Source organism: Arthrobacter sp. Soil_C_49 (genome assembly GCF_057656635.1).
The window spans coordinates 39,420-63,421 of sequence record NZ_JBDGJZ010000013.1 but is presented as its reverse complement, the minus strand read 5'-3'; the positions used below and the strand labels follow the sequence as shown (position 1 = coordinate 63,421).

Below are 24,002 nucleotides of genomic sequence, written 5' to 3'. Positions count from 1 at the left end.
TGAAGCGGGTATTAGCCTAGCAAAGACTTCGCCTGGAAACGAAATCGGGCCCGCCCCTGGGGCATGCGGGACCTGCTAGGCCTCCGCCCGGAGCGCCCGGCGTTCCATTTCGAGCATCATTAGCTCGCGGTTGAGCCGCTGGTAGGTCTCCGGGTCTGCCGCCGGGTCCAGCCGCTGGAGCTGGCCCATCTTGTCGGCCTTGACCCGGGTGATCTGCAGTTCGAACAGCCGCGCCAGGATGTCCCGGCAGTACTTCTGCACGGCCTCCTCCGTGCTGGCCGGCAGCGGCACCACGGCCAGCTCGGATACCAGCGGCCGCAGCGGTTCGGGAACCTCATGCATTACGTGTTCCACCCACCGCACGGGGTCAGCGGTGAGGGCCGGGCCGGTGGCGCGCATGGCATCGTGGACAGCCTGGAAGGCCGGGGTGGCGAAACGGGCTGCGGCGAAGCGGTCCCACACGCCGCCCGCCAGCAGGGCCGGCTCCTGCAGGGCTACTTCCAGCGCCTGCCGTTCCATGGAGGCCACCGGGTCCCGCGGGTCCGGCCGGTGGAAGGAAGGTACAGCGCCCGACGGCGGCCCGGCAGCTACTCCGGGCCCCCCGGGTTGGGCGGGACGGGACGCAGCCCCCGGACCGGAAGCGGCAGGCCCGCCCTGGTCGCCGCGCTTCACTGCAGCAGTGACGAGGCGCAGCACCTCGTTGGGGTCCGGCATGCCCAGCCACCCGGTCAGGGCCTGGCAGTAGCCGGTACGGGTGGACGCGTCGCGGATGGCGGCAACCACCGGGACAGAGGCTTTCAGGCCCTGCACCCGGCCCTCCACGGTGTCCAGGTTGAACTGCTTCAGCGTGGTGCGGATGGCGAACTCAAACAGCGGCCGGCGGGACTGCACCAGGGCATGCACCGCCTCGTCGCCTTTGCTTTGGCGCAGGTCGCAGGGATCCGCCCCGGTGGGCTCCACGGCCACGTACGTCTGGGCGGTGAACCGCTGGTCCTCCTCAAAGGCGCGCAACGCGGCCTTCTGGCCGGCGGCGTCGCCATCGAAGGTGAAGATGACCTCTCCCCCGGTGCCGTCGTCGGAGAGCAGCCTGCGGGCGATCTTGATGTGCTCGGTGCCGAACGCCGTTCCGCAGGTGGCCACCGCCGTCGGAATTCCCGCCAGGTGGCAGGCCATAACGTCCGTGTAGCCCTCCACCACCACCAGCTGCCGGTCCTTGGCGATGTTCCGCTTGGCGAGGTCGATCCCGTAGAGCACCTGGGATTTCTTGTAGAGCGTGGTCTCGGGGGTGTTGAGGTACTTGGGGCCCTGGTCGTCCTCGTACAGCTTCCGGGCGCCGAAGCCGATGGTGTCCCCCGCAATGTCCCGGATGGGCCAGATCAGGCGGCCGCGGAAACGGTCGTAGATGCCCCGGTTTCCTTCGGAGAACATCCCGGTGAGCTTGAGCTCGGCGTCCGTGAAACCCCGCCCGCGGAGGTGCTTGAGCAGCGCGTCCCAGCCTTGCGGGGCATAGCCCACGCCGAACTGCTCGGCGGCTGCGCGGTCGAACCCGCGGCCGTGCAGGAACGTCCTCGCCTCCGCGGCGCCGGGCGTCAGCAATTGAGACTGGAAGAATTCATCAGCGATCTTGTGGGCGTCCAGCAGCCGCTGCCTTTTGCCGACCTCTTCCCGGTTGGGCCCGGTGCCGCCGTCCTCATACCGCAGCTCGTAGCCGATCCTGGCGGCCAGCTTCTCCACGGCTTCCTGGAACGAGCTGTGGTCCTGCTTCTGCACGAACGCAATAACGTCGCCGTCCTCGCCGCAGCCGAAGCAGTGGTAGCGGCCTACCTGCGGGCGGACAGTGAAGGACGGCGAGCGTTCGTCGTGGAAGGGGCACAGTCCCTTGTAGGTTCCCAGCCCGGCGCCCTTGAGCGTGACGTAGCCGTCAACAACTTCCTTGATGTCCGTGCGCTGGCGTACTTCGTCGATATCTTCACGTTTGATCAACCCAGCCACAGAGCAATCCTAGCCCCGGGTACTGACCTTCCGGCCCCGGCGTATGACGACGGCCGGCGCGTTGTGCCGTTCATCACCACAGCGACGGAAGGCTCCCCACCAGCCGCTCGTACATCGCCAGCGCCGATCCATCCGTAAGTGACGCCACCTGGTCGATGACCACGCGAAGGCGCGCGCCGTCGTCGGGCGCGTCACGCCAGTCGGCAGCGAACATCGGCTCGAGGTGGCGGTCCCCGGTGGCGCTCAGGGCCGTCACGAGGGCGTGCAGCACCTCGCGCTGGCGCTCGTAGATGGGCTGGCGGTGCTCCGTGGTCATCACGAAGGTAGTGGCCAGGCCCTTCATTACAGCGATCTCCATCACCGTCTCGTCCGGCACCATGAGCTGGGCGTTGTACCGGGTCAGGTTCTCCGGACCGTATACGGCGCGGGTGGTCTCCAGGGCGCTCTGGCAGAACCGGCCGATCAGTTGGCTGGTCATGTTTTTCAGCGCGGCCATGGACTTGCGGCTGCCGTCGGCTTCGCGCACCCATACATCCGTGGCCTCCAGCCGGGCCAGGGCGGCGTCGATGGCGGCGGGATCGTTGTGCGGCAGGTACCACTGCTTGGCGTAGCCCACCACGCGGGCGCGGTGGTCCGGGTTGTCCATCCAACGCAGCTGGAAGTGGCCGGCCACGATGGCATCCTCGACGTCATGCACCGAATAGGAGATGTCATCGGCCAGGTCCATCACCTGGGCCTCGAGGCAGGACCGGCGCTCGGGGGCGCCTTCCCGGATCCAGTTGAAGATGGGGAGGTCGTCCTCATAGGCCCCGAACTTGCTGGTCCGCTGGCCGTGGATCACCGGCGCTTCCAGCGCGGACCACGGGTACTTCGATGCCGCGTCCAGGCTCGCCCGGGTCAGGTTGAGGCCGGCAGGCGCGCCGTCCGGCCCCAGGACCTTGGGCTCGAGCCGGGTCAGGAGGCGCAGGGTCTGGGCGTTGCCTTCGAAACCGCCGATGGCGTGCGCTACCTCGTTCAGCGCCGACTCCCCGTTGTGCCCGAACGGCGGGTGGCCAAGGTCGTGGCTGAGGCAGGCGGTGTCCACAACATCGGGGTCGCAGCCCAGGGCGCGGCCCAGTTCGCGGCCCACCTGGGCTACCTCGAGGCTGTGGGTAAGCCGGGTCCGGACGAAGTCGTCGGTATCGGGCGCCACCACCTGGGTCTTGGCGCCGAGCCTGCGCAGGGCGGAGGAATGCAGCACCCGGGCGCGGTCCCGCTCGAAGTCCGAACGGTAGACGTTCTTGGTGGGCTCCTCCACCCAGCGGGCGGAGTCGTTGCTGTCATAACCCGGCAGCACGGGGGCGGCGGTCCGGGTCTCAGCCACCGGAAACGTCCAGTTCTGCTGCTGAGATGTCAGCGGACTGCGCCGCGTTCAGCGCGCGGGACTCGAGCCAGTCCTTGGGCAGCGCCGGCCTCTTAGGCGAGCCTGCGCGGCCGCGCGGACCCTCTGCGTCCACCCCCGGATAAGGTGACTCAAGGTCCAGTTCGGCCAGGGTGTCGCGCAGGACCTCAAGGCTGGTGACCAGGGCCAGGCGGGTGCGCAGTTCCCCGCCCACCACGTAGCCCTTGAAGTACCAGGCGATGTGCTTGCGGATCTCGCGCAGGGCTTTGCCTTCGTCACCAAAGGTCTCCACCATCAGTTCAGCGTGGCGGTACACGCCCTCGGCCACCTGGCGGAGGTTGGGCCGGAAACGGGTGTCGCTGCCTTCGAACGCGGCCTGGAGGTCGCCGAACAACCAGGGCCGGCCCTGGCAGCCGCGCCCCACCACCACGCCGTCAACGCCGGTTTCGCGGACCATGCGGACCGCGTCCTCGGCGGACCAGATGTCCCCGTTGCCGAGAACCGGAATGTCCGGCAGGGCCTCGCGGAGGCGGGCGATGGACGACCAGTCGGCCTGTCCCGAGTAAAACTGGGCGGCGGTCCTGCCGTGCAGGGCGACGGCGGCCACACCGGAATCGCGGGCGATGCGGCCGGCGTCGAGGTACGTGAGGTGGTCGTCGTCGATGCCCTTGCGCATCTTGATGGTCAGGGGGACGTTGCCCTTGGACGCTTCCTTGACGGCCGTCTGCACGATGGACGTGAAGAGGTCGATCTTCCAGGGCAGGGCGGAGCCGCCGCCGCGCCGGGTCACCTTGGGCACCGGGCAGCCGAAGTTGAGGTCGATGTGGTCCGCGCGGTCCTCCTCGACGAGCATGCGCACGGCGGCGCCGACTGTGCCGGGGTCCACGCCGTAGAGCTGCACGGAGCGGACCTTTTCGTCGTCGTCGTGGGAGATGATGCGCAGGGATTCCGGGGTGCGCTCCACGAGGGCACGGGAGGTGACCATCTCCGCCACGTACATGCCGCCGCCGTACTCACGGCACAAACGGCGGAACGCGGAGTTGGTGATGCCTGCCATCGGCGCCAGGATCACCGGGGTGTCCACGGTGATGGGGCCCAGCTTCAGGGGCGGGAGTTCCAGCTTGGGGGCGGGAGGAGTTGCTGCAACAGTCACCTGTCCATTGTTGCAAAGCCGGGCAAATCGTGGATTTGGGGTGGTTCTGCGGGCCTCTGTCAGTCCCGCTCGGCGGCCCTGCGCCCCCGCCGGGTCTGGAAAGCTGCGGCCGCGAGCGTGCCGGTATCGGTGACATCGTCAGGGTTGACGGCGGGCTGCGTTGTCTCCCGCCCGCCTGCCCGTTCCGCAGCTGACGGCCGGTCGCCGTCGTCTGTTTTCCGGTTGCCTGACCCGCCGCCTGCAGCCGGCAGCTCCACGGCCGGGGAACCGGTGGCCTTAACAACCAGCACCGCAATCAATGTGGTGACCGGAATGGCCAGGACCAGGCCGATGGAACCCACCAGGGTGCGGATAACCTCTTCCGAGAGTTCTGCGCTGGTGAGGGTGTCAGCGAGCGGCCGGTCGTAGAGCATCACGATGATGAGGATCGGCAGGGCCGCGCCCGCGTAGGCGAATGCGATGGTGTACACGGTGGAGGCGATGTGGTCTCGGCCAATACGCATGGCGGAGGTGAACAGCTTCCGCGCGCTGCTCTGCGGCGCGAGTTCGTACAGTTCCCAGACGGCGGAGGACTGGGTGATGGTCACGTCATTGAGGACGCCCAGCCCGGAGATGATCAGCCCGCACAGGATCACCCCGGAGATGGAGATGTTGGCCGAGGTGTTCACCAGGGTGGTGGCATCGTGGTTGCCCACGCCCGCGAGGTTGGCGGCGTCGGTGGCCCACGCCGCCAGGAGCGCCGTGATGGCCAGTCCGAAGATGGTGCCCAGGAGGGCAGTGGAGGTCCGCGCGGAGAAGCCGTGGGCGAAGTACAGCACCCCGATCATGATCACCGTGGATCCCACCAGTGCCAGCAGCAGCGGCGGCTTCCCTTCCACCAGGCCCGGCAGCATAAAACTGGCCAGCACGAAGTAGGCTCCCACGAGTCCGATGAGCGCACGGAGGCCTCGCCAGCGGGCCACGGCGATCACCACCGCCGCGTAAAGCAGCGCAAGCAGGACGATGGGCAGGGTCCGGACGAAGTCCACAAAAATGTAGGCGGGCGACCCCTGTGAGGCTGAGGCTCCCTGTGCGTTGGACAGGTTCAGGTAGCGGATCTGGTCGCCGGGTTTAACGCCGTGGGACGCAGCCACGTCCGGGTTGATGACCACCTTCACCGGGCTTCCGCCCTTGTCCGGTTCGGTGAAGGCGAAGGTGCAGTCCGATCCCTGCCCCTGCTGGGTTTGGGACTGCTGTGCCTGGCCCTGCTCTCCGGGCCCCTGCTGGGTGACGCCCTGCATGCAGTTCTCAGTGGCCACGCTCTGGATGGTGCCCGTATCGAAGGTGACGCCGGGGGCCGCCGAATACGGGTTGGCCAGGGATATGCCTTCCTTGCTCCCGGAGGGCCAGAGCATCGCCATGCCGGCCAGCGTCAGCAGGGTCAGCGGGATGAGCACTGCGGCCAGGATCCGGTTTGCCCGGCGGCGGGCGGCAATCGCCTGCGGTGTCGGCTCCGAATGATCTGTAGAAGCGTGAGTGTGGCCGGACCCCATCAGCAGTAGAACCTCATACGTTGAACTCTACGTCCGGCCCCTTAGGGTTGATAAATGGATCGGCAGGACGGGGAGGAACCGGGCATGGCCAACCGCAGTATGGAAGATGGCAACTTGGACGCGGGCGGAGCCGCCGCGGGAACGGTCCACCAGCCCGTGCTCAGCGTGCTGCCGGCGCAGGGTCCCACTTTGGGCGTTGCCCTGGTGTTGCACGGCGGGAAGTCGCACAGCCGCGAGCCGGTGGAAGCCCGGCACCTGAGTCCGGCACGGATGGTGCCTTTTGCCCGCCAGATCCACCGTGCAGGCAGGCGGCACGGACTCGCGGTGTGGTCCCTCCGCAACAGTGTGCGGGGCTGGAACGGGGAGGACATGACGCCGCTGCAGGACGCGCGCTGGGCCCTCGAACAGATCAGCAGCCGGCACCCCGGCGTCCCGATATTCCTGGTGGGCCATTCCATGGGCGGCCTGACCGCCGTGTGCGCCGCGGACCACCCGCAGGTGGAAGCGGTCGTGGCCCTGGCCCCCTGGCTCAGCCCGGGGACGCCGGTATCCGGCGTCAACAACAGGAAGGTGCTGATTGTCCACGGCACCTTCGACCGGTGGACCAGCCCGTCGGCGTCACTCGCGTTTTCGCGGCGTGCCGCCGCCGCAGCCGCCTCCATGCAGTACGTGGCACTCAAGGGCGCCGGGCACTTTATGCTCCGCAAAATCCGGTTGTGGCACACGCTCTCCACGGGCTTTGTACTCAAGGCCTTCAACGAAGTGGCCGGGGCGGATGTGTCCCTGCCGCGGGGGTTTGACCAGCTGCTCCCGGAATCTTCCGTACAGGTGACCCTGTAAGCACCCGGTCCACCCTGCCCGCCTTGCCCGCCCCGCGGCGTCACGAACGAAAGGAACAGCATGGCCTGGCGCCCCCGGCCGAGTGACCGGTTCTACCGGCTCATTGTCCGCCTTGGCCTGTTCCTCCGGTGGGCTTTCCGGATCAGGATTCTTGCCACCGGTATGGAGCACCTGCCGGCGCCCGGACCGCACCAGGGGACCGCCCGTGCGGTCATGCCGGGCAAAGGCGCGGTCTTTGCCATCACGCACTTCGGCTATGTGGACTTCGCCCCGGTGGAACTCATCCTGTGGGAACACGCACGCGCCCAACTGCGCTTTATGATCCATCAGGGCGCTGCCGACCACTGGCTCGCCGGCCCGGCCATCAGTGCCACCAACAGCGTGGTGGTGGGCTACACCGAACGTGCGGGTGCGCTCGATGAGGCGGTCGCCAAGCTGCGGAGCGGCGAATACCTGGCCGTGTTCCCGGAAGCCGGCGTCAGCAGGAGCTTCAAAGTCCGGGAATGCAAAACCGGCGCCGTCAGGATGGCCGCGGAAGCCGGCGTGCCTGTTATTCCGGTCTCGGTGTGGGGCGCTCACCGGCTGCTGACGCGGGGTCACGGCTTATCACCGCGGGTGGCGTGGCGTGCGCCGGTCCGGGTCCATGTGGGTGAGCCGCTGCGGGTTCCGCCGGACATTGACGCCGAAGCGGCCACGACTGATCTCCGCAGGCGGCTGCAGGCGGGCATCGACGCGTGCATGGAGGACTTTCCCGTGCCTGCCGCACCGGGCGCCTGGTGGATGCCCGCCGACCTGGGCGGCGGCGCCCCGTCCGAAGCCGAGCGGCAACTGCTGGACGCCGAAGACGTGCTGACGCGCCGCCGTCGTACTTCCCGCAGAAAGCAGCCCCAGTGAGTAGCGCCAAGTGTCGTTTTGAGGGGTCAAAACGACACTTGGCGCTACTCAGTTGGGGGGCCGGGCTGCTTAGTCCGAGACCACCAGGGTCTCCGGGCCGGCCAGGCGGGCCTTCCCGCTTTCCAGCAGGGGCTCGACGGCGGCGCGCAGGGCCGTCATGGAATCGTCCAGTTCCAGCATCACCGGGTGCTGGTACGCGATGAGGGCGAGCATGTCCCGGACCGCTTCGGCGGCGTCGTCGGGGGCGAGCGCCGGCTCGTGGCCGACGAACACGTCCGTGGGCGCTCCCTGCCCCGTGCTCTCCGCACCCGGGGCCGCGTCCGGGTCCGCGGGTGCGGCGTAGCTGACGGCAAAGGCGCGGATCCGGCCCTTCTTACTGGGCGCAACGCCGGCCCCGAAGGCGGACTCGGGCTGGGCGCGGAGGACGATGGCGCCGTGGGCTCCCGTGAGGTCGTCCAGGAACAGCTTCTGCACCTGTCCCACGGACAGCACGCCGGGCGAATCCCAGCCGTGGATAGCCGTGTAGTACCGGCCCACCACGTCCGTCAGTTCCACGGAACCGGTGGCCAGGTCCATCACCACGTCCGAGCCGGCGTTTTCATCGTTTGAAGGCCCGCTGGTTCCGTCCTTGGCCGGGAACACGGGAAGCCGCAGGGCGCCCGGTTCCACCACCACCAGCCGCGAACGCTGGATCGGAGTCAGGTCGAAATGTTCGGCGAAAGCGGCGCCGGGGCTGCCCGGCTCCACTTTGGCGCGGAGCTTCGAAACGCCCGACGGCGACTGCTCGGCTTCGCGGCGAAGCATGGTCAGGAGCGTGGCACCGATGCCGTTGCGGCGGTGGTCCCGCGCCACTTCGATGTAGGTCCAGAGCCGTTCCGGGTGCAGCGAGGCTTCGTACACCACGCCCGCTGCGACGGGTATGCCGACGCCGTCGATGACGTCCTCGGCCACGATGCAGCGCCGCCACGGCGAGCTGCTCCCGTCGGAGGAAAGTGCCAGGGCACCGCGGAACTGCCGGGCCTGGGAGGTTTCCGGGCCGCCCCAGATTTCCAGGAGGGCGAGGTCGTCCCCCTCGCGCCATTCGCGGTATTCGATGGCCATGCTCAGGCGCCGATCAGGCGTGCGGCCAAGTAGCCTTCCACCTTGTCCAGGGAGACGCGCTCCTGGCTCATGGTGTCCCGCTCGCGGATGGTCACGGCCTGGTCCTCGAGCGTGTCGAAGTCCACGGTGATGCAGAACGGGGTGCCGATTTCGTCCTGGCGGCGGTAGCGGCGGCCGATGGCGCCGGCGTCGTCGAAGTCGATGTTCCAGTTCTTCCGCAGCTGCGCTCCGAGGTCCTTGGCCTTCGGGGACAGGTCCTCGTTGCGGCTCAGGGGAAGCACGGCGGCCTTGACCGGGGCCAGGCGCGGGTCAAGCTTCAGCACCGTGCGGACGTCCACGCCGCCCTTGGCGTTGGGAGCCTCGTCCTCGGTGTAGGCGTCCACCAGGAACGCCATAAAGGAACGGGTCAGGCCGGCGGCAGGCTCGATGACGTACGGGGTGTAGCGCTCGTTGGTGGCCTGGTTGAAGTAGCTCAAATCCGTGCCGGAGGCCTTGGCGTGGGTGGAGAGGTCAAAGTCGGTGCGGTTGGCGATGCCCTCCAGCTCGCCCCACTCGGAGCCCTGGAAACCGAAGCGGTATTCGATGTCCGTGGTGCCCTTGGAGTAGTGGCTCAGCTTCTCTTTGGGGTGCTCGAAGAAGCGCAGGTTTTCCTCGCGGATGCCCAGGCCGGTGTACCAGGACATGCGCTCCTTCATCCAGTACTGGTGCCATTCCTCATCGGTGCCGGGCTCAACGAAGAACTCCATTTCCATCTGCTCGAACTCGCGGGTGCGGAAGATGAAGTTGCCGGGGGTGATCTCGTTGCGGAAGGACTTGCCGATCTGGCCGATGCCGAACGGCGGCTTCTTGCGGGAGGTGGTGAGCACGTTGTTGAAGTTCACGAAGATGCCCTGGGCCGTTTCCGGGCGCAGGTAGTGCATGCCTTCCTCGCTGGCCACCGGGCCCAGGAAGGTCTTCAGCAGGCCGGAGAATTCCTGCGGTTCGGTCCACTGGCCGCGGGTGCCGCAGTTGGCGCAGACGATGTCCTTCAGGCCGTTCTCGGGGGCGCGGCCCTTCTTTTCCTCGTACTCTTCCTCGAGGTGGTCCGCCCGGTAGCGTTTGTGGCAGGACAGGCACTCCACCAGGGGGTCGGAGAAGACCTCGACGTGGCCGGAGGCTTCCCATACCTGGCGGGGCAGGATGACTGAGGAGTCCAGGCCCACCACGTCCTCGCGGCCGCGGACCATGGACTGCCACCACTGGCGCTTGATGTTTTCCTTCAGTTCCGCACCGAGGGGCCCGTAGTCCCAGGCAGAACGCGAACCTCCGTAGATCTCACCGGCCTGGAACACAAAACCCCTCCGCTTGGAGAGGGAAATGACCTGGTCGAGAACGGATTTTGCTGCCATGGGGGTAACTCCAATTTCTACAGGGCCGCTGGGTGCGGTCCGCGGTTTTCAGGCCCCGGTTGCGCCACAGGTGTGCACCGTTGGCTGCCGGGAGGGGCGGATGAAGGAAAGATGCGTAAAAGCTGCGTGTCCTAGCCTACCGGTGCCTACCTCCGGAACGCTCCCCGCGGCCAGGGCAGGGTTGCCAGGACAATGGCGGCAAGGGTGAGGATGGTGCCGAGCACGGTGGCCGGCGCCACCACTGTCCCGGGCGCGGGCAGGATCAGGTCCAGGGCCAGCGAGCCCAGCAGCTGGCCGGCGATCATGCCGAGGCCCGTGACCAGTACGCCCAGGCTACGGACCAGCAGGGCGCCCAAACCAATGAAGACACAGCCCATGGGACCGCCCACGTAGTACCACCACTCCCCCGGCAGCAGGTTGCCCGGCCCGGCCACTGCCAGCTTGATGCCGTAGGCCGTCCACAGCACCAGGGAACCGGCAACGAAGTTGACCAGCGTGGCGGCGATGGGCGTGCCGTAGTGGACGGTGGCTGTTCCGTTCATGGCCTGCTGGAAGCTCATCAGGAACCCTGCCAGCACGGGCAGCAGGAGGGGAAGCAGCAGGGCTGACGGGCCGGCGTCCGGTGCGCCGCCTCCCGTGCCGCCCGCCGCTGCGCTGAACCGTGGAGATACCGCCCAGGCGACGGCGGCGATGGTCAGCACACAGCCGATGATCCGGATACCGGTGACTGATTTCTTCCCGGCCGGCCCAATGCCCAGCCGGTCAACCAGCAGTCCGCTGAGGGTCTGCCCGGTGACGGTGGCAACAGTGAAGAGGGCTACGCCGAGGATCCCCACGGTGAAGGACTGCGCGAAAACGAACAGCGCGCCGATGCCGCCGGCAAGGACGTAGATCCGGGGAAAGGCCCTGCTCCGGACGGCGGGGAGGATGCTGGCCAGCCCGGCGCGGCCGCGCGGCAGGACCAGCGAGATGAGGATCATCAGCAGCAGGCCTGTGCTGAAGCTCACCACTGACGCAGCGATGCCATCGCCCAAGCGGGCTCCCAGCGCACCGTTGATACGGCCCTGGACGGGAATGGCGAGGCCCGAGCCCACCGCCAGCGGCAGGCCTGCGAGCAGTGGCAGGCGGTGGGTGGAGGTCATTGAATCCACATTACGTCAGGCATCATTGCTTCATGAGCAACGTTGAAGAGGTCCCCATCCGCGACAGCATGATCCGCCTTGGCCAGCTCCTGAAGCTCGCCAACCTCGTGGAGGACGGCGTGGAGGCGGCGGACCTGATCAAGAACGGGCTCGTCAAGGTCAACGGGGAGATCGATGACCGCCGCGGCCGCCAACTGCACCACGGGGATACTGTCACGGTGAACAACCAGACGGTGAAGGTCGTGGCGCCGGAAGCCTGACCGGCACCGTATCCCGGCACGCACGGCCCGCCCAACAGCGCGCGCCGCCGCCCGCCGTCGTACTCCTACTTCTTGAGCACCTCGTGCGTGAGGAACTCGGACACGTGCCCAATCTCCTGCTGGTTGATGCCGTGCCACATGCCCGTGTACAGGACCTTGGTGAGCTTGACGTGCTTGCGGACCCAGCCCATGGTGAATTCGATCTTGTCCGGGGTGATCACCGGGTCCTGCTGGTCCCGGCCCCAGAAGAAGGGGACGGTGCCGTCGAGCTCATTGTCCTTGAACGAGGGATCGTCCCCGGCGTCCACCACGAAGCCTGAGAGTCCGACGACGGCTGCGAAGTCAGTGGGCCGCTGCCGCAGGAGCGTGGTGGCCATGGCCATGCCCATCGAGAAGCCGAGCAGGGTCACCGACGGGTGCCCCACCCGGATTTCGTCAATCCACTCAAGCACATAGGACGAAGCGGCCTTGACCCGGTCCAGCGAGTAGTCAATGGAGGCCGTCAGCGGGAACCAGGTGAAGCCGGGGCCCATGGCGATCGGGGCCCGGACGGACGCCACGGCGAAGTCCCCGGGCAGCAGGTCGGCCAGACTGAGCAGGTCCTGTTCGTTGGCGCCGTAGCCGTGCAGGAGCACCAGCAGCGGCTTGCCGTCGCGCTGGTCCTCGGGATGGGACCACAGAACTACAGGGGCAGGAAATACTTCGGCTTCAGTCATGGTTTCCATTCTTACAGTTACCCAAAGGTAACAACCTACGTTCGCGCAGCCCGCGAAGCGGAAGGCAGGATAGGACCGTGACTGACACAACCAGCATCCCAACGTCCACTGCCCCTGCCGGATCCCACCCCTGGACCCGGTATGTGGCTATGGGCGATTCCTTTACCGAAGGCATCGGAGATCCCGAGCCCTCAAGCCCCGGCGGCTACCGCGGCTGGGCTGACAGGGTGGCGGAGGAACTGAGCCGCACCAAGCCCGACTTCGCCTATGCGAACCTGGCTGTGCGCGGCCGGCTGCTGCAGCAGATCGTGGACCAGCAACTCGCCCCGTGCCTGGCACTGAAGCCGGACCTGGTGACCCTCTCCGCCGGCGGAAACGACCTGATCCGCCCGGGCGGCGACCCCGATGCGCTGGCGGAGAAACTTGATTCCGTAGTCCAGCTCCTGGCGATGGGCGGCGCCACCGTGGTTCTCTTCAACGGCCCGGACACAGGGTCCTCGGTGCTCGGCAGGATCCGCAGCAAGGTGGCCATCTACAACGAGAACCTGCGGACGGTGGCGGCACGGCACGACGCAGTCATCGCCGACATGTGGTCCCTGCGCCAGCTCAGCGACCCGCAAATGTGGGATGCTGACCGGCTGCATTTCTCGCCGCTGGGCCACCACACCATCGCAGCAATGGTGCTGGACGCGCTCAACGTTGACCACACCCTGGAACCGCTCCAGCCCAAGCCGCTGCCGCCGAGGACCTGGCGCGAAGCCCGGTCCGGAGACCTCGTCTGGGCCCGCGAGTACTTTGTGCCCTGGGTGCTGCGCCGGCTGCGGCACCAGTCTTCGGGTGACGGCATCCTGCCCAAGCGGCCGACGCCGGGACCTGTGTTCGGGCCGGGGGTTCCGTTGGGTTCGGGCGAGGGTCCGCTCGGGACCACCGAGGCTGCCCGGCGCTAGCGGAGTGAACACCGGGACGCCCGATGCGCCGGCGGGGCAGCCTCCGGCGGGCTTGGAACCCGGCGAGGTAGTGCGGCTGCGGCTGCAGTCCCAGATGCTGCGTGAACCCGGCGCCGCATCCCCTGAAGCTGCGCTGCGGTCCCTGCTGGCAGTGCAGGCGCAGGAGTTTCCCTACGCCAGGTGGAGCCTGGCCCAGCGGGTGGCCGCCAGCGCCGGCCCGGTTACCGCGGCGGACATCGAGCAGGCCGTGGCGGACGGCCGGATCCTGCGGACCCACATCCTCCGGCCCACCTGGCATTTTGTCCACCGGGACGATCTCCGCTGGCTTCGTGCGCTCTCCGCACCGCGGCTCGAACAGGCCAACGCGGCCACCTACCGCCGTACCGGCATCGACGCCGCCGTTGCCGCCCGGAGCGCCGAAGTCCTGGCCGGTGCGGTGGCGGGCGGAAACCACCTTCCCCGTGAGGGCCTGGCGGAAAAACTTCACGACGCCGGGCTCCCGGCTAAGGGCCTGGAACTTGCCTACCTGGTGATGCACGCGGAAATCAGCGGGGTCCTGGTGAGCGGCACCCCTGTGCGCAGTCCGGGCGGGGCGCTGAAGCAAACGTACGCGCTCTTCGACGAGCGGGTTCCTGCAGGACCGGAGCCTGCACTGAAAAGGGCGGAAGCGCTGGCAGAGCTGGCCCGCCGCTATTTCAGCAGCCGCGGCCCGGCGACGGTCAAGGACTGCGCGGACTGGTCCGGCCTGACCATGACGGACGTCCGGAAGGGCATGCAGCTCGCTGTTGAGGCGCATCCTGATGCCCTGGCCGAAACGGTGATTGACGGCGTCGTGCACTATTACGGTGCCGCGCCGAATTACGGAGCCGGAACCCATGACGCCGCCGAAGCGGGCGCGGGTGGTGCCGGGGAAGCCGGCCCGCGAATCGATCTCATCCAGTGCTACGACGAGTACGTGATGGGCTATTCCGCCACGCGGCACTACCTCGGAGGCAACGCCCCGACTTTCCCGTTCCAGGGCGAGCCCATGCATGTGGTGCTGCTGGACGGGCGGATGGCCGGTTCCTGGCGGCACAAGCTGTTTCCCGGCCGCTGCGAAGTCGATGTCCGGCTCTCTGGGGCTGAAACTCCGGGTTCTCCCGTGGCCGCGGCGGTTCAGGCAGCTGTGGAACGGTACGGCGCTTTTATGGGACTCCCCACCGTCCGCGTGCAGCCCGGGCTTAAGCTGGAAGGACACCAATGAGAGGCACGGCACCGTGAGCAACTTGTTTTTCTGGATCATTATCTTGTCGTTCCTGATCCCGATGGCCATGCGGATGTACCGGAAGTCGGTGGCCCGCAGGAACCATGAGCAGAGCTTTACGGGGCGCTACCCGGACCAGTTTCCGGGCGGCGGGATGTTCCCCGGCTCCAACGGCCCGCAAAGCAAGCAGCCCCGGGACGGTTTCACCCAGCAGGACTACTTCGGCGGCGGATTCCGCCAGCTTGACCAGCCCCAGCCCCTCCCCGGCGAGCCCCTGCCGCCCGTTCAACCGCTCCCGCCCGTCCCACCGGCGGGCCAGCAGTTCCCGCCCTACGGGCAGCCGGCTTTCCGCGAGCCGACGTTTGGACAGCCCGGCTACGGACAGTCCGGGCAGCCGCAGCAGGGACAGCGCGAAGAAGCCCCGCAGCAGCCCGCAGTCCCTGCAACTCCCCCGCCGCCGTCGGCCCCGCAAGGCTACCGCGCGCGCAAACTGGCGGAACTGGATACGCAGTACAGCAACGGTGAGCTTTCCATGGAGGAATACATGACCCGCCGCACCGAGATCATGAACGGCTAGGAGCCGTCAGACCAGGAAGCTGGTCCGGAGCTGGTGCCCCAGCTGGCCGATTTCGGTGAGGAATCCGTCGTGCCCGATGGGCGCCTCGATGAAGTTGACGTCCACGTCTCCCGGGAGCGCGCGGGCCAGTTCCAGGGACTGGGACGGGAAGTAGAGCCGGTCCGAATCCACGGCGGCCACAAAGAAGCGGGCGCCGGCACGGGACAGCGTTTGTTCCAGGGACCCGCGGCCGCGGCAGACGTCGTGGCTCATCAGTGCTTCGGTGATGGCGATGTAGCTGTTGGCGTCGAACCGCTGGACCAGCTTGGTGCCCTGATGGTCCAGGTAGCTCTCCACCTGGTAGCGTCCTCGTGCCGCGAGCTGCTCGCCCTGGAACGGTGATTCGGGGGCCTGGGGTGCCCGGCCGAAGCGTCCGTCGAGTTCAAGGGGCGAACGGTAGGTGATGTGGGCAATGCGCCGGGCCAGGGCCAGGCCCTCCTCCGGCAGCGGCCCGCCGTAGTAGTCACCGCCATTGAAGTTGGCGTCCTGGCGGATGGCCAGCGTCTGCGCCTGGGCGAAGGCGATCTGCTCGGCGGTGCTCGCGGCCCCCACGGAAATCACGGCGCAGCGCTGCACGCGTTCCGGATACGTCACCGCCCACTCCAGCGCACGGGCGCCTCCCATGGACCCGCCCAGCACCGCGAACCAGCTGCTGATGCCCAGCTGGTCGGCCAGCCGGGCCTCTGCCGCGGTGCTGTCCCGGAGGGTCACCAGCGGAAAACGGGAGCCCCAGGGCTTGCCGTCAGGGGCGGGCGAGGACGGCCCGGTGGAGCCGTAACAGCCGCCCACAATGTTGATTGATACGACGAAGAACCTGTCCGTGTCCACGGGAGCGCCCGGTCCTGCGAGCTGTTCCCACCAGCCTTCTTCGTCGGTGTCGCCGCGGGTCACGTGCGTGCTGCCGGTGAGGGCGTGCTCGATCAGGACCGCGTTGCTGCCGTCCTCGTTGAGCGTGCCCCAGGTTTCATAGGCGAGGGTGACGTCCGGCAGGTAGCCGCCTGCCTCGAGCTGCAGCCCCCCGATGGAGGCATAGCGGACAATCCCGTGTTCGGGAACGGTGGTACGGGTGACGGTAACCGTCATGGCAAGACCTCTTCTACGCGCTTGCCTGCCGCCGTCTGACCGGCAGGCCAGGTCTTCACCCGGGGCACCCCACCGCGGAAGGAGGGTTGCCGGCCAGCAAGCCGGGGCTGTCACTGGCACTCATGACCTTCATTGAGTGTACGAAACAGCCCCCGCCCGCCGCCAAGAGTGTGACTGGTTGTGACTTCCCGGTTGCCGCCGCTGCTCCTGCCGGTGCTCCTGCCGGCAGTCAGGGCGCCGCTCAGGCGCCGCTGGCTCCCTTGGCCGCCCTGAAGCCGGCTTCGAGGTCCGCGAGGATGTCATCGATGTGTTCGATGCCCACGGAAAGCCGCACCAGTCCGGGCGTCACGCCGGCCACTTCCTGCTGTTCCGGTGAAAGCTGGCTGTGGGTGGTCGACGCCGGATGGATCACCAGGGAGCGGACGTCGCCGATGTTGGCCACGTGCGAGTGCAGTTCAAGGGCGTCCACGAAGCGCTTGCCCGCCTCTGCCCCTCCGGCCAGGTTGAACGAGACGATGGCGCCTGTTCCCTTCGGTCCGTACTTGCGGCCCCGCTCGTACCAGGGGCTGGAGGGCAGGCCAGCATAGGCGACGGATTCGACGTCGTCCCTTCCTTCCAGCCAGCGCGCCACTTCGGTGGCGTTTGCCACGTGCCGCTCCACCCGCAGGCTCAGCGTCTCCAGCCCCTGGGCGATCAGGAAGGCGTTGAAGGGCGACACCGCCGAGCCGAGGTCGCGCAGGAGCTGGACCCGGGCCTTGAGGATGTAGGACAGGTTGGCGCCCAGCGCGCCCTCTGCGCCGAGGTCGCGGGCGTAGACCAGCCCGTTGTAGGTGGGGTCCGGGGTGTTGAACCCAGGGAACTTTTCCGCGTCCTTACCGAAATCGAACTTCCCGGAGTCCACGATGACGCCCGCGATGGCAGAACCGTGGCCGCCCAGGTACTTGGTGGCCGAGTGCACCACGATGTCAGCGCCCCACTCGAGCGGGCGGATGAGGTACGGGGTGGACAGGGTGTTGTCCACGATCAGCGGCACCCCGGCCTCATGCGCCACCTGGGACACGCCTTCAATGTCCAGCACGTCCTGCCGCGGGTTGGAAACCACCTCACCGAAGAAGAGTTTGGTGTTGGGCTGCACGGCGTCCCGCCACTGGTCCAGGTTGTCCGGGTCCGCCACGAAGGTGACCGAGATACCGAACTTCTTCAGGGTGTGCGCGAAGAGGTTGTAGGTGCCCCCGTAGAGGCTTGGGCTGGCCACGATGTGGTCTCCCGCCTCGGCGATGTTAAGGATGGCGAATGTCTCCGCGGCCTGCCCGGAGCTGAGCAGCAGGGCCCCCAGGCCGCCTTCCAGGCTGGCGATCCGCTGTTCCACGGCCTCCTGGGTGGGGTTGCCGATCCTGGTGTAGATGGGAGCCAGCTCCGCCAGCGCGAAGCGGTTTGCCGCACTTTCCGCGCTCGGGAAAACAAAGGACGTGGTCTGGTAGATGGGGAGGGCGCGGGCGCCGGTGGCGCTGTCCGGTTCCTGCCCAACATGGATCTGGCGGGTTTCGAAGGACCATCCGTTGGACAATTCAAGGCTCCTTTGACATGGGCCCGGCATGCTCGAAGCACTGCGGGCCGCGCTTGCCGTCCGGCCTTTTGCCGGACAGCCAGGTCCTCACCCGGGGCACCCCACCGCGGTTGGAGGGTTGCCGGCCAGCGAGCCGGGGCTTGATGCTGGCACTCATGACCTGAGCCCAGTGTAGGAACACGCAGAGTGCGCCGGACAGCATTGTGACGAACATGGTCCTGGACATCTTTACGCGCCCTGCCGTCGGTTTGTGGGGGCTGAGCAGCGAAAATCCCAGTAAGGCTACCCTTAGCTGAGAGCCCGATCACAAAGTGCCAAGATGATGGCATGCGCATGGATCACGTCTCTTACGCCTGTGAACACGATGGCCTGGCGGCCACCACCGAACGTATTTCCTCTGCCCTCGGCGTTGAGGCAGTGAAGGGCGGGGTACACCCGCGGTTCGGTACCCGAAACATGATTATCCCGCTCGCGGGCCACAAGTACCTCGAGGTCGTGGAGGTCCTGGACCACCCCGCTTCGGACAAGGCCCCCTTCGGACAGGCCGTGCGTGCACGGTCCGCTGCCGGCGGCGGCTGGATGGGCTGGTGCGTCGAAGTGGACGACCTCGCCCCGTTTGAAGAGCGGCTCGGACGCTCTGCCGTGAACGGCAACCGCAAGTTTCCGGACGGCCGTGAACTCGTCTGGAAGCAGATCGGCATCCTCGGCCTGATCGCCGACCCCCAGGTTCCCTACATGCTCAAGTGGGAGGGTGACCCGTCCCTGCACCCGTCCAATGCTTACGAGAGCAACGTGAAGATGAGCTGCCTCACCATTGCAGGGTCGGCAGCCCGCGTCACGGAGTGGCTGGGCGAGCCGGTGGAGAAGCCGCTCGAAGACGTGGCCGTTGAGTGGGTGGCACCGCACGGAACACCGGGCATCCTGTCCGTCACTTTCGAAACCACCACCGGAGCAGTCACCATCTGACGTTCCTTCCGATGCCCGGGACACCTCGCTCGGGCATAGGGGTTGTGAGCCGGCTCCGGCCTGGCCATGCCCTCCCAAACTTCGGCCGCCATCAGCCGGTGACAACGGCGTCACCAGTTGATGGCGGCCGAATCCATTTTCCGGACCCGTCCGGGATTGAGTCTGGGCCGGCAGCCATATTCCCCGATCGTCTGAAGGATCCCCATTCCCGGGTTGAAGAGAAACCCACCATCACCTCCCGCAGCTTTCCCCGCAACGCGCCACCACCTCCCGCAGCTTTCCCCGCAACGTGCCATCACCTGTTGTCCTGGGCTTCCATGGAACGCGTCAAAAAAAGTTGAAAAAGATTTCCTGGGACAGCTTCTGAAGGCCCTGTTTTGTCAGACCCCCTCACGATGATTGATGTATGGGGAAAGCGGCGGTAGTGAAGGCATTTGAGGACATCAATGCTGCCCTTGCCGTGCTCAATGCCGAGGCGGAGGGGTGTGGTGCGGAGCCGTTCTCGGATGCGGATCCGCTGGACGGGCTGGGAGATGGGTGCCTGGACATCCTTGCGGGGGCGCGGGTGGCGGAAGCCGGGTTCGCGGCTGTGAAGGCCCGGGCTGCGGTGACGTATGCGGACACTGCCCAGGCCATCGCGGGGCCGGACGCCCCGGTGCAAGCGCTTGAAACGGCTGTCGCCGCGGAAATCGGCACCCTCCTGGCCCTCGGGCCCCGGGCAGCCGGTGCGTTCCTGGCCGCCTCCCACGCCGTGACCAAAGAGCTGCCGCTGGCCTTCTCGGCGTTGCAGGCAGGAACGATCACCTGGCCCCACGCCCTGGTCATGGCGGAGGAAACCGCCGGCCTTGACCCCGCCGGCGCCGCCGCCCTCGAGGCACACTTCCTGGACCCCGACGTGGCCCGGCCGCCCACGGCCGCCCCGGCCGGGGAGCTGCCCGCCTACCGGTTCCGTGCCAAGGCCAGGAACTGGCGGGAACGCCACCACCCGGAATCCATCGAAAAACGCCACGCCAAGGGTGTGGCGGACCGGCGGATGGAATATACCCCGGACCGCGACGGCATGGCCCGGGTTTCCCTCTACGTTCCCGCGGACCAGGGCTCAGCCATCTGGAACCGCACCACCGCCCTCGCCCGCGGCCTCCAAGGCCCCAACGAACCCCGCACCATCACCCAACTCCGCCCCGACATCGCCGCCAGCCTCCTGCTCGGCGCCGGAACCGCACTTCACCCCGACCCCGAAATCAGCACGGGAGAGGCCATCGCGGGACAGGCCGGCGTGGAACAGAGCAGCACAGGACAAAGCAGCGCGGCTGCAGGCAAGCCGGGTGAAACCCACGCAGGTGCCGTCTTAGGCAACGTCCCGGTACCCAAAGTGGATGTCCTGGTCACCGTCCCGGTGTTGGCGCTGCTCGGCGTCACGGACGAACCGGCGAATCTGGACGGCTACGGCCCGATCCCTGCGTCGATGGCCCGCAAACTCGTCGAGGGCGGCGCCACTTCGTTCTACCGCGTGCTCGTTGATCCGCGGGACGGGGCGCCGCTGGAAATCGGCCGCACCAGCTACCGGCTCACCAAAGCGATGAAGAAGGCACTGCAGCTCAGGGACGGCAGGTGCACCTTCCCCGGCTGCAACAACCCCTCCCTGGACAACGAGGCAGACCACCTTCAAGCCTGGCAACACGGCGGCAACACCGGGATCAGTAACCTGGCCCAGCTCTGCCCCAAGCACCACCGCCTCAAACACGCCACCGGATGGACGCCCACCCCGGCCGCCGATCACGACCCACCTGGCTGGATTTCACCCACCGGCCGCCACTACAAAGCCGAACACCACGACTGGGAACCACCACACTGGCCCACGCAAGGGCAGCCAGGACAACTGGGGCACGCTCGCTTCAATCCGTCCTGCCTGCCCCCGGACTTTGTCTACGGCCCCTCCCCAGGAGAAGAAGAACTCGAGCGGTTCCTCCACGGCCACTCCTAGCGAACCCGAAATCTAAGTGCGCCGTCCGATGACCTGCAGATCACGCATTCCGGGCCTACGGGGCTGGGCGGGTAAATCACTCCGACATGGCTCAACTGTGGTCGACCGAACCCTGCTTTGTCAGCTGGGCCGCTTCAGGCCTAACCGTGTGAGCTGGGCCGAATCAACTCGGCCACATCAACCTGGCCTCATTAGCCTGCCTGCCTCAGCCTAGCCCGACCGCCCTGCCGAAGAGGCTGAATCCCACGAACGCCACGATGTCCAGCAGTGCGTGGGCAATCACCAGGGGCATCACCCGCCGGGTCCGGGTATACAGCCACGCAAAGACGACGCCCATCACCACGTTCCCAATGAAGGGCCCGAATCCCTGGTACAGGTGGTAGCTGCCGCGCAACAGGGAACTCACCATGATGGAGACCGGCACACTCCAACCGAGCTTTCCGAACCGGTCCATCAGATAGCCCACCACGATGACTTCCTCCACCACCCCATGGCGGATCGCGGACAGGATCAGCACGGGCACAGTCCACCAGTAGGCGTCCAGCGCGCTCGGGATGATGGCGGTGGTGATTCCCAGTGCCCTGCCCGCGGCGTACAGGCCGAGGGACGGGATGCCGATCAGCGCAGCCAGGCCCAGCCCCTGAAGCAGGTCCCGGCCCGGACGGGCGAAATTGAACCCGAGCTTCCGGAAGGCCGAGCCCGAGTGGCCGCCGTCGGAGCCTACGACCTGCCGCTGATCGGTGAGGAAGTAGATCACCAGCAGCACCGGCACCAGCGCAAAGACGATGTCCAGTAGCTGGTAGGTCAGGTCGAAGTACTCACGGGTGCTCTGCGAACGGTTGAGGGTGGAGGTGCCTTCCGCCAGCGGCGCACGCGTCATTTTGTCCAGGAGCTGCACCACCGAGTACACGGCGGACTGCCCCAGGGACAGGCCTAAAACAATCCAGACTTCAATGCGCAGTCGACGACGGGAGGGAACCAGCATGTACCCATCTTGCCTTCAGTTTCTGGATCCCGGCTGATTGGCCCGCACGTCACCGGGGCGGCGCGGGATCAGCCCGCAGATCTGTTCCAGCTCAAAGCTTCAGCTGCCGGCGACAATGACTTCGGTGCCGTTGGCCTCGAACGCGGCCTTGTCCTGCGCGGAGATCCCCGAATCCGTGATCAGCCGGGTGAAGTTGTACCCGTCCATGGTGGCGAAGGCGCGCACCCCCACCTTGGACGAGTCTGCCAGCACGTACGAGACGCGCGCCCTGCTGGCGAGCAGGGCGTTGACCGAGGCTTCGCCCTCCCCCGTGTTGGTCGGCCCCACCTCGGGATCGATGCCGTTGACCCCGATGAAGGCGATGTCCAGCACCACTTTCTGCATGATGATGTCCGTGTAGGGGCCTACCAGCTCGTAGGACCGCGGGTTCAGGATCCCGCCGGTGACCATAACCTTGATGTTGGGCCGTACGGCCAACTGCCCGGCGATGTTGATGGCGTTGGTGACCACCGTAAGGGTGGGCTGGTTGGATGGCGCATTCAGGTCCTCGCGGGTGGCGAGGATCTGCGCCAGCACAGTGCTGGTGGTGCCGCCGCAAAGGCCAATAACCGCGCCGGGAGCAATAAGGTCGGAAGCGGCCTGGGCGATCTGCTGTTTGGCCTCGGCATGGTCGTCCCTGTTGTACCGGCCGGGCAGGTCGTAGGCAAGGGCACCCGTTGTGGCCCCGCCCCGGGTCCTGGTGAGCAGCCGGCGCTTGGCCAGGCTGTCCAGGTCGCGCCGGGCCGTGGCAGGCGAAACGTGGAGGGTGCTGACGATCTCTTCGACCTCCACCTGGCCGGTTTTGGCGAGGAGGTCAAGGATTGCCGTCAGACGGTCGGTGCGGGTCATGCAGGGGCCTCCAGATACTCGCGCCACCAGCTTTTCGATGACGCTTTCTGATCATAACAGAAGCCAAATGATCATCTAACGTCACTTCTGGCCAACAGGTCTAGCGCGCCCGGGCTCCGGCCCGCCATACAGCGTACGTCAGCGGCATGCCTGGGCGGTAAGCAAGGTGCGTGGCCGACGGCGCATTGAGCAGGTGGAGGTCCGCCCGGTGTCCGACGGCGATGGAACCCACCGCCCGTTCGCCGTCGACGTCGTTCCCCTTGTCCTTATGCAGTGCCAGGGCGCCGCCATACGTCGCTGCCCGGACCGCCTCGTGGACACTCAGGTGCATCTGCAGCACCGCCGTCGTCACGCAAAAGGCCATGGAGCTGGTGTAGGACGTGCCCGGATTGCAGTTGGACGCAAGCGCCACCTGGACTCCGGCGTCGAGGAGCTCCCGGACCGGGGCAAGCGGCTGGCGGGTCGAAAGGTCGCAGGCAGGCAGGCAGGTGGCCACCGTGCCGCGGGCACCGGTTCCGGTGGCGGCATCCCAGCGCGCCCAGGTCCCCGCCAGGGCATCCACATCCTTGTCCGCCAGATAGTTCACATGGTCCACGCTGGCAGCTTCGAACTCCACGGCGAGCTGGACACCGGGGCCCTCGCCCAGCTGGTTGCCGTGGACACGCAGTCCCAGCCCGGCGTCGCGGCAGGCGAGCAGGACCCGACGGGACTGCTCGGCGTCGAAGGCCCCTTCCTCGCAGAAGACGTCGGCCCATTGTGCGTAGGGACGGACGGCGGCAAGCATGGGGCCGCACACGAGGTCCGTGTAATCGTCCGGATCCTGCCCGGCGGGGACCAGGTGCGCGCCGAGGTAGGTCACCTGGTCTGCAACGGTTGAGGCGATGCGGGCGCTTCGGGCCTCATGCTCAACGTCGAGCCCGTAGCCGGTTTTCGTCTCGATGTAGGTGGTCCCCTGCGACACCGCTTCAGCCACCCGGCCCAGCGCCAGCCGGGTCAGATCGAAATCGGACGTTGCGCGGGTGGCGTTCATGGTTACCGCTATGCCGCCGGCGGAGTAGGACTCCCCTGCCATCCGCGCCTCGAATTCGGCCGTCCGGTCGCCCGCAAACAGCAGGTGGGTGTGGGAGTCCACCCAGCCGGGAAGCATGGCGCGGCCGCCGGCGTCGACCGCCTCATCCGCAGCGGGAGCGTCAGCTGCGGCACCGATCCAGGAAATCCGCTCACCCTCGACCACCACCGCGGCATCTTTGAGGACCCGGTGTTCCAGGTCCTGGGTCATCAGCTCGGCGATATTGGTAATCAGGGTACTCATACGGACCATTCT

21 protein-coding genes and 2 riboswitches are annotated in these 24,002 nt (G+C 67.2%); of the genes, 8 read left to right on the top strand and 13 right to left on the bottom strand.

What is annotated here, in order from left to right; genetic code table 11:
* Positions 1 to 75: 75 nt before the first annotated feature.
* From dnaG to AC3A4Z_RS17970, 4 genes are all read right to left on the bottom strand, one after another.
* Positions 76 to 1,992, bottom strand: a complete 1,917-nt coding sequence (gene dnaG / locus AC3A4Z_RS17985) for a DNA primase (protein WP_498712986.1) — start codon at positions 1,990 to 1,992, stop codon at positions 76 to 78.
* Positions 1,993 to 2,065: 73 nt separating this feature from the next.
* On the bottom strand, positions 2,066 to 3,355 hold the full coding sequence (locus AC3A4Z_RS17980; RefSeq protein WP_142062910.1) for a deoxyguanosinetriphosphate triphosphohydrolase: 1,290 nt from the start codon (positions 3,353 to 3,355) through the stop codon (positions 2,066 to 2,068).
* Positions 3,348 to 4,526, bottom strand: a complete 1,179-nt coding sequence (dusB, locus tag AC3A4Z_RS17975) for a tRNA dihydrouridine synthase DusB (protein WP_498712985.1) — start codon at positions 4,524 to 4,526, stop codon at positions 3,348 to 3,350. The genes AC3A4Z_RS17980 and dusB overlap by 8 nt, the downstream gene beginning before the upstream one ends.
* A 59-nt stretch (positions 4,527 to 4,585) precedes the next feature.
* Complete coding sequence (locus AC3A4Z_RS17970; RefSeq protein WP_498712984.1) at positions 4,586 to 6,058, bottom strand: YibE/F family protein; 1,473 nt, start codon at positions 6,056 to 6,058, stop codon at positions 4,586 to 4,588.
* 84 nt (positions 6,059 to 6,142) lie between these two features.
* On the opposite strand from AC3A4Z_RS17970, the gene AC3A4Z_RS17965 reads away from it, so the two are divergent.
* Together AC3A4Z_RS17965 and AC3A4Z_RS17960 are read left to right on the top strand one after the other, a co-directional pair.
* Complete coding sequence (locus AC3A4Z_RS17965; protein ID WP_498712983.1) at positions 6,143 to 6,898, top strand: alpha/beta hydrolase; 756 nt, start codon at positions 6,143 to 6,145, stop codon at positions 6,896 to 6,898.
* 60 nt (positions 6,899 to 6,958) lie between these two features.
* Positions 6,959 to 7,792: a lysophospholipid acyltransferase family protein gene (locus AC3A4Z_RS17960; RefSeq protein WP_498712982.1), complete on the top strand. Its 834-nt coding sequence runs from the start codon at positions 6,959 to 6,961 to the stop codon at positions 7,790 to 7,792.
* A gap of 69 nt (positions 7,793 to 7,861) precedes the next feature.
* On the opposite strand, the gene AC3A4Z_RS17955 is transcribed toward AC3A4Z_RS17960, so the two are convergent.
* The 3 genes from AC3A4Z_RS17955 to AC3A4Z_RS17945 all read right to left on the bottom strand — a co-directional run bounded on the left by AC3A4Z_RS17955 (position 7,862) and on the right by AC3A4Z_RS17945 (position 11,423).
* Positions 7,862 to 8,893, bottom strand: coding sequence for a GNAT family N-acetyltransferase (locus tag AC3A4Z_RS17955; RefSeq protein ID WP_498712981.1), 1,032 nt, complete (start codon positions 8,891 to 8,893; stop codon positions 7,862 to 7,864).
* Between the two features lie 2 nt (positions 8,894 to 8,895).
* Positions 8,896 to 10,281 (bottom strand): glycine--tRNA ligase, encoded by a 1,386-nt coding sequence (locus tag AC3A4Z_RS17950; protein ID WP_498712980.1) that lies wholly within the window; start codon positions 10,279 to 10,281, stop codon positions 8,896 to 8,898.
* A gap of 146 nt (positions 10,282 to 10,427) precedes the next feature.
* Positions 10,428 to 11,423 carry a DMT family transporter gene (locus AC3A4Z_RS17945; protein WP_498712979.1) on the bottom strand — a complete coding sequence of 332 codons (996 nt, stop codon included), beginning with the start codon at positions 11,421 to 11,423 and terminating at the stop codon, positions 10,428 to 10,430.
* 32 nt (positions 11,424 to 11,455) lie between these two features.
* Between AC3A4Z_RS17945 and AC3A4Z_RS17940 the strand changes: the two genes are divergently transcribed.
* A complete protein-coding gene (locus AC3A4Z_RS17940; RefSeq protein WP_091418257.1) occupies positions 11,456 to 11,683 on the top strand; it encodes an RNA-binding S4 domain-containing protein in 228 nt (75 codons plus the stop codon).
* 65 nt (positions 11,684 to 11,748) lie between these two features.
* Here AC3A4Z_RS17940 and AC3A4Z_RS17935 read toward each other — a convergent pair whose 3' ends face one another.
* On the bottom strand, positions 11,749 to 12,399 hold the full coding sequence (locus AC3A4Z_RS17935; RefSeq protein ID WP_498712978.1) for an alpha/beta hydrolase: 651 nt from the start codon (positions 12,397 to 12,399) through the stop codon (positions 11,749 to 11,751).
* 149 nt (positions 12,400 to 12,548) lie between these two features.
* On the opposite strand from AC3A4Z_RS17935, the gene AC3A4Z_RS17930 reads away from it, so the two are divergent.
* Genes AC3A4Z_RS17930 through AC3A4Z_RS17920 form a run of 3 tightly spaced genes read left to right on the top strand, consistent with a single transcriptional unit; the run spans position 12,549 to position 15,166 of the window.
* Positions 12,549 to 13,346: an SGNH/GDSL hydrolase family protein gene (locus tag AC3A4Z_RS17930; RefSeq protein WP_498713100.1), complete on the top strand. Its 798-nt coding sequence runs from the start codon at positions 12,549 to 12,551 to the stop codon at positions 13,344 to 13,346.
* A gap of 4 nt (positions 13,347 to 13,350) precedes the next feature.
* The gene (locus AC3A4Z_RS17925) at positions 13,351 to 14,589 is read left to right on the top strand and encodes a winged helix DNA-binding domain-containing protein (RefSeq protein ID WP_498712977.1); all 1,239 of its coding nucleotides are present in this window, start codon (positions 13,351 to 13,353) and stop codon (positions 14,587 to 14,589) included.
* Positions 14,590 to 14,602: 13 nt separating this feature from the next.
* Entirely contained in the window at positions 14,603 to 15,166 is a 564-nt protein-coding gene (locus AC3A4Z_RS17920; RefSeq protein WP_498712976.1) for a hypothetical protein, read from the top strand.
* A 6-nt stretch (positions 15,167 to 15,172) separates the two neighbouring features.
* On the opposite strand, the gene metX is transcribed toward AC3A4Z_RS17920, so the two are convergent.
* Both metX and AC3A4Z_RS17910 read right to left on the bottom strand, forming a co-directional pair.
* Positions 15,173 to 16,288: a homoserine O-acetyltransferase MetX gene (gene metX, locus AC3A4Z_RS17915; RefSeq protein ID WP_498712975.1), complete on the bottom strand. Its 1,116-nt coding sequence runs from the start codon at positions 16,286 to 16,288 to the stop codon at positions 15,173 to 15,175.
* 12 nt (positions 16,289 to 16,300) lie between these two features.
* Positions 16,301 to 16,416: riboswitch (SAM riboswitch) on the bottom strand.
* A 113-nt stretch (positions 16,417 to 16,529) separates the two neighbouring features.
* Positions 16,530 to 17,855 carry a bifunctional o-acetylhomoserine/o-acetylserine sulfhydrylase gene (locus AC3A4Z_RS17910; protein WP_498712974.1) on the bottom strand — a complete coding sequence of 442 codons (1,326 nt, stop codon included), beginning with the start codon at positions 17,853 to 17,855 and terminating at the stop codon, positions 16,530 to 16,532.
* Positions 17,856 to 17,899: 44 nt separating this feature from the next.
* A riboswitch (SAM riboswitch) is annotated at positions 17,900 to 18,016 on the bottom strand.
* Between the two features lie 166 nt (positions 18,017 to 18,182).
* On the opposite strand from AC3A4Z_RS17910, the gene AC3A4Z_RS17905 reads away from it, so the two are divergent.
* Together AC3A4Z_RS17905 and AC3A4Z_RS17900 are read left to right on the top strand one after the other, a co-directional pair.
* The gene (locus AC3A4Z_RS17905; RefSeq protein WP_498712973.1) at positions 18,183 to 18,821 is read left to right on the top strand and encodes a VOC family protein; all 639 of its coding nucleotides are present in this window, start codon (positions 18,183 to 18,185) and stop codon (positions 18,819 to 18,821) included.
* Positions 18,822 to 19,227: 406 nt separating this feature from the next.
* Entirely contained in the window at positions 19,228 to 20,805 is a 1,578-nt protein-coding gene (locus tag AC3A4Z_RS17900; RefSeq protein WP_498712972.1) for an HNH endonuclease signature motif containing protein, read from the top strand.
* Positions 20,806 to 21,010: 205 nt separating this feature from the next.
* Here the strand turns inward: AC3A4Z_RS17900 and AC3A4Z_RS17895 are convergent, their stop codons facing one another.
* From AC3A4Z_RS17895 to hutI, 3 genes are all read right to left on the bottom strand, one after another.
* A complete protein-coding gene (locus AC3A4Z_RS17895) occupies positions 21,011 to 21,790 on the bottom strand; it encodes a CPBP family intramembrane glutamic endopeptidase (RefSeq protein WP_498712971.1) in 780 nt (259 codons plus the stop codon).
* A gap of 99 nt (positions 21,791 to 21,889) precedes the next feature.
* Positions 21,890 to 22,678 (bottom strand): DeoR/GlpR family DNA-binding transcription regulator, encoded by a 789-nt coding sequence (locus AC3A4Z_RS17890; RefSeq protein WP_498712970.1) that lies wholly within the window; start codon positions 22,676 to 22,678, stop codon positions 21,890 to 21,892.
* A 100-nt stretch (positions 22,679 to 22,778) separates the two neighbouring features.
* On the bottom strand, positions 22,779 to 23,990 hold the full coding sequence (gene hutI, locus AC3A4Z_RS17885) for an imidazolonepropionase (RefSeq protein ID WP_498712969.1): 1,212 nt from the start codon (positions 23,988 to 23,990) through the stop codon (positions 22,779 to 22,781).
* Positions 23,991 to 24,002 lie beyond the last annotated feature (12 nt).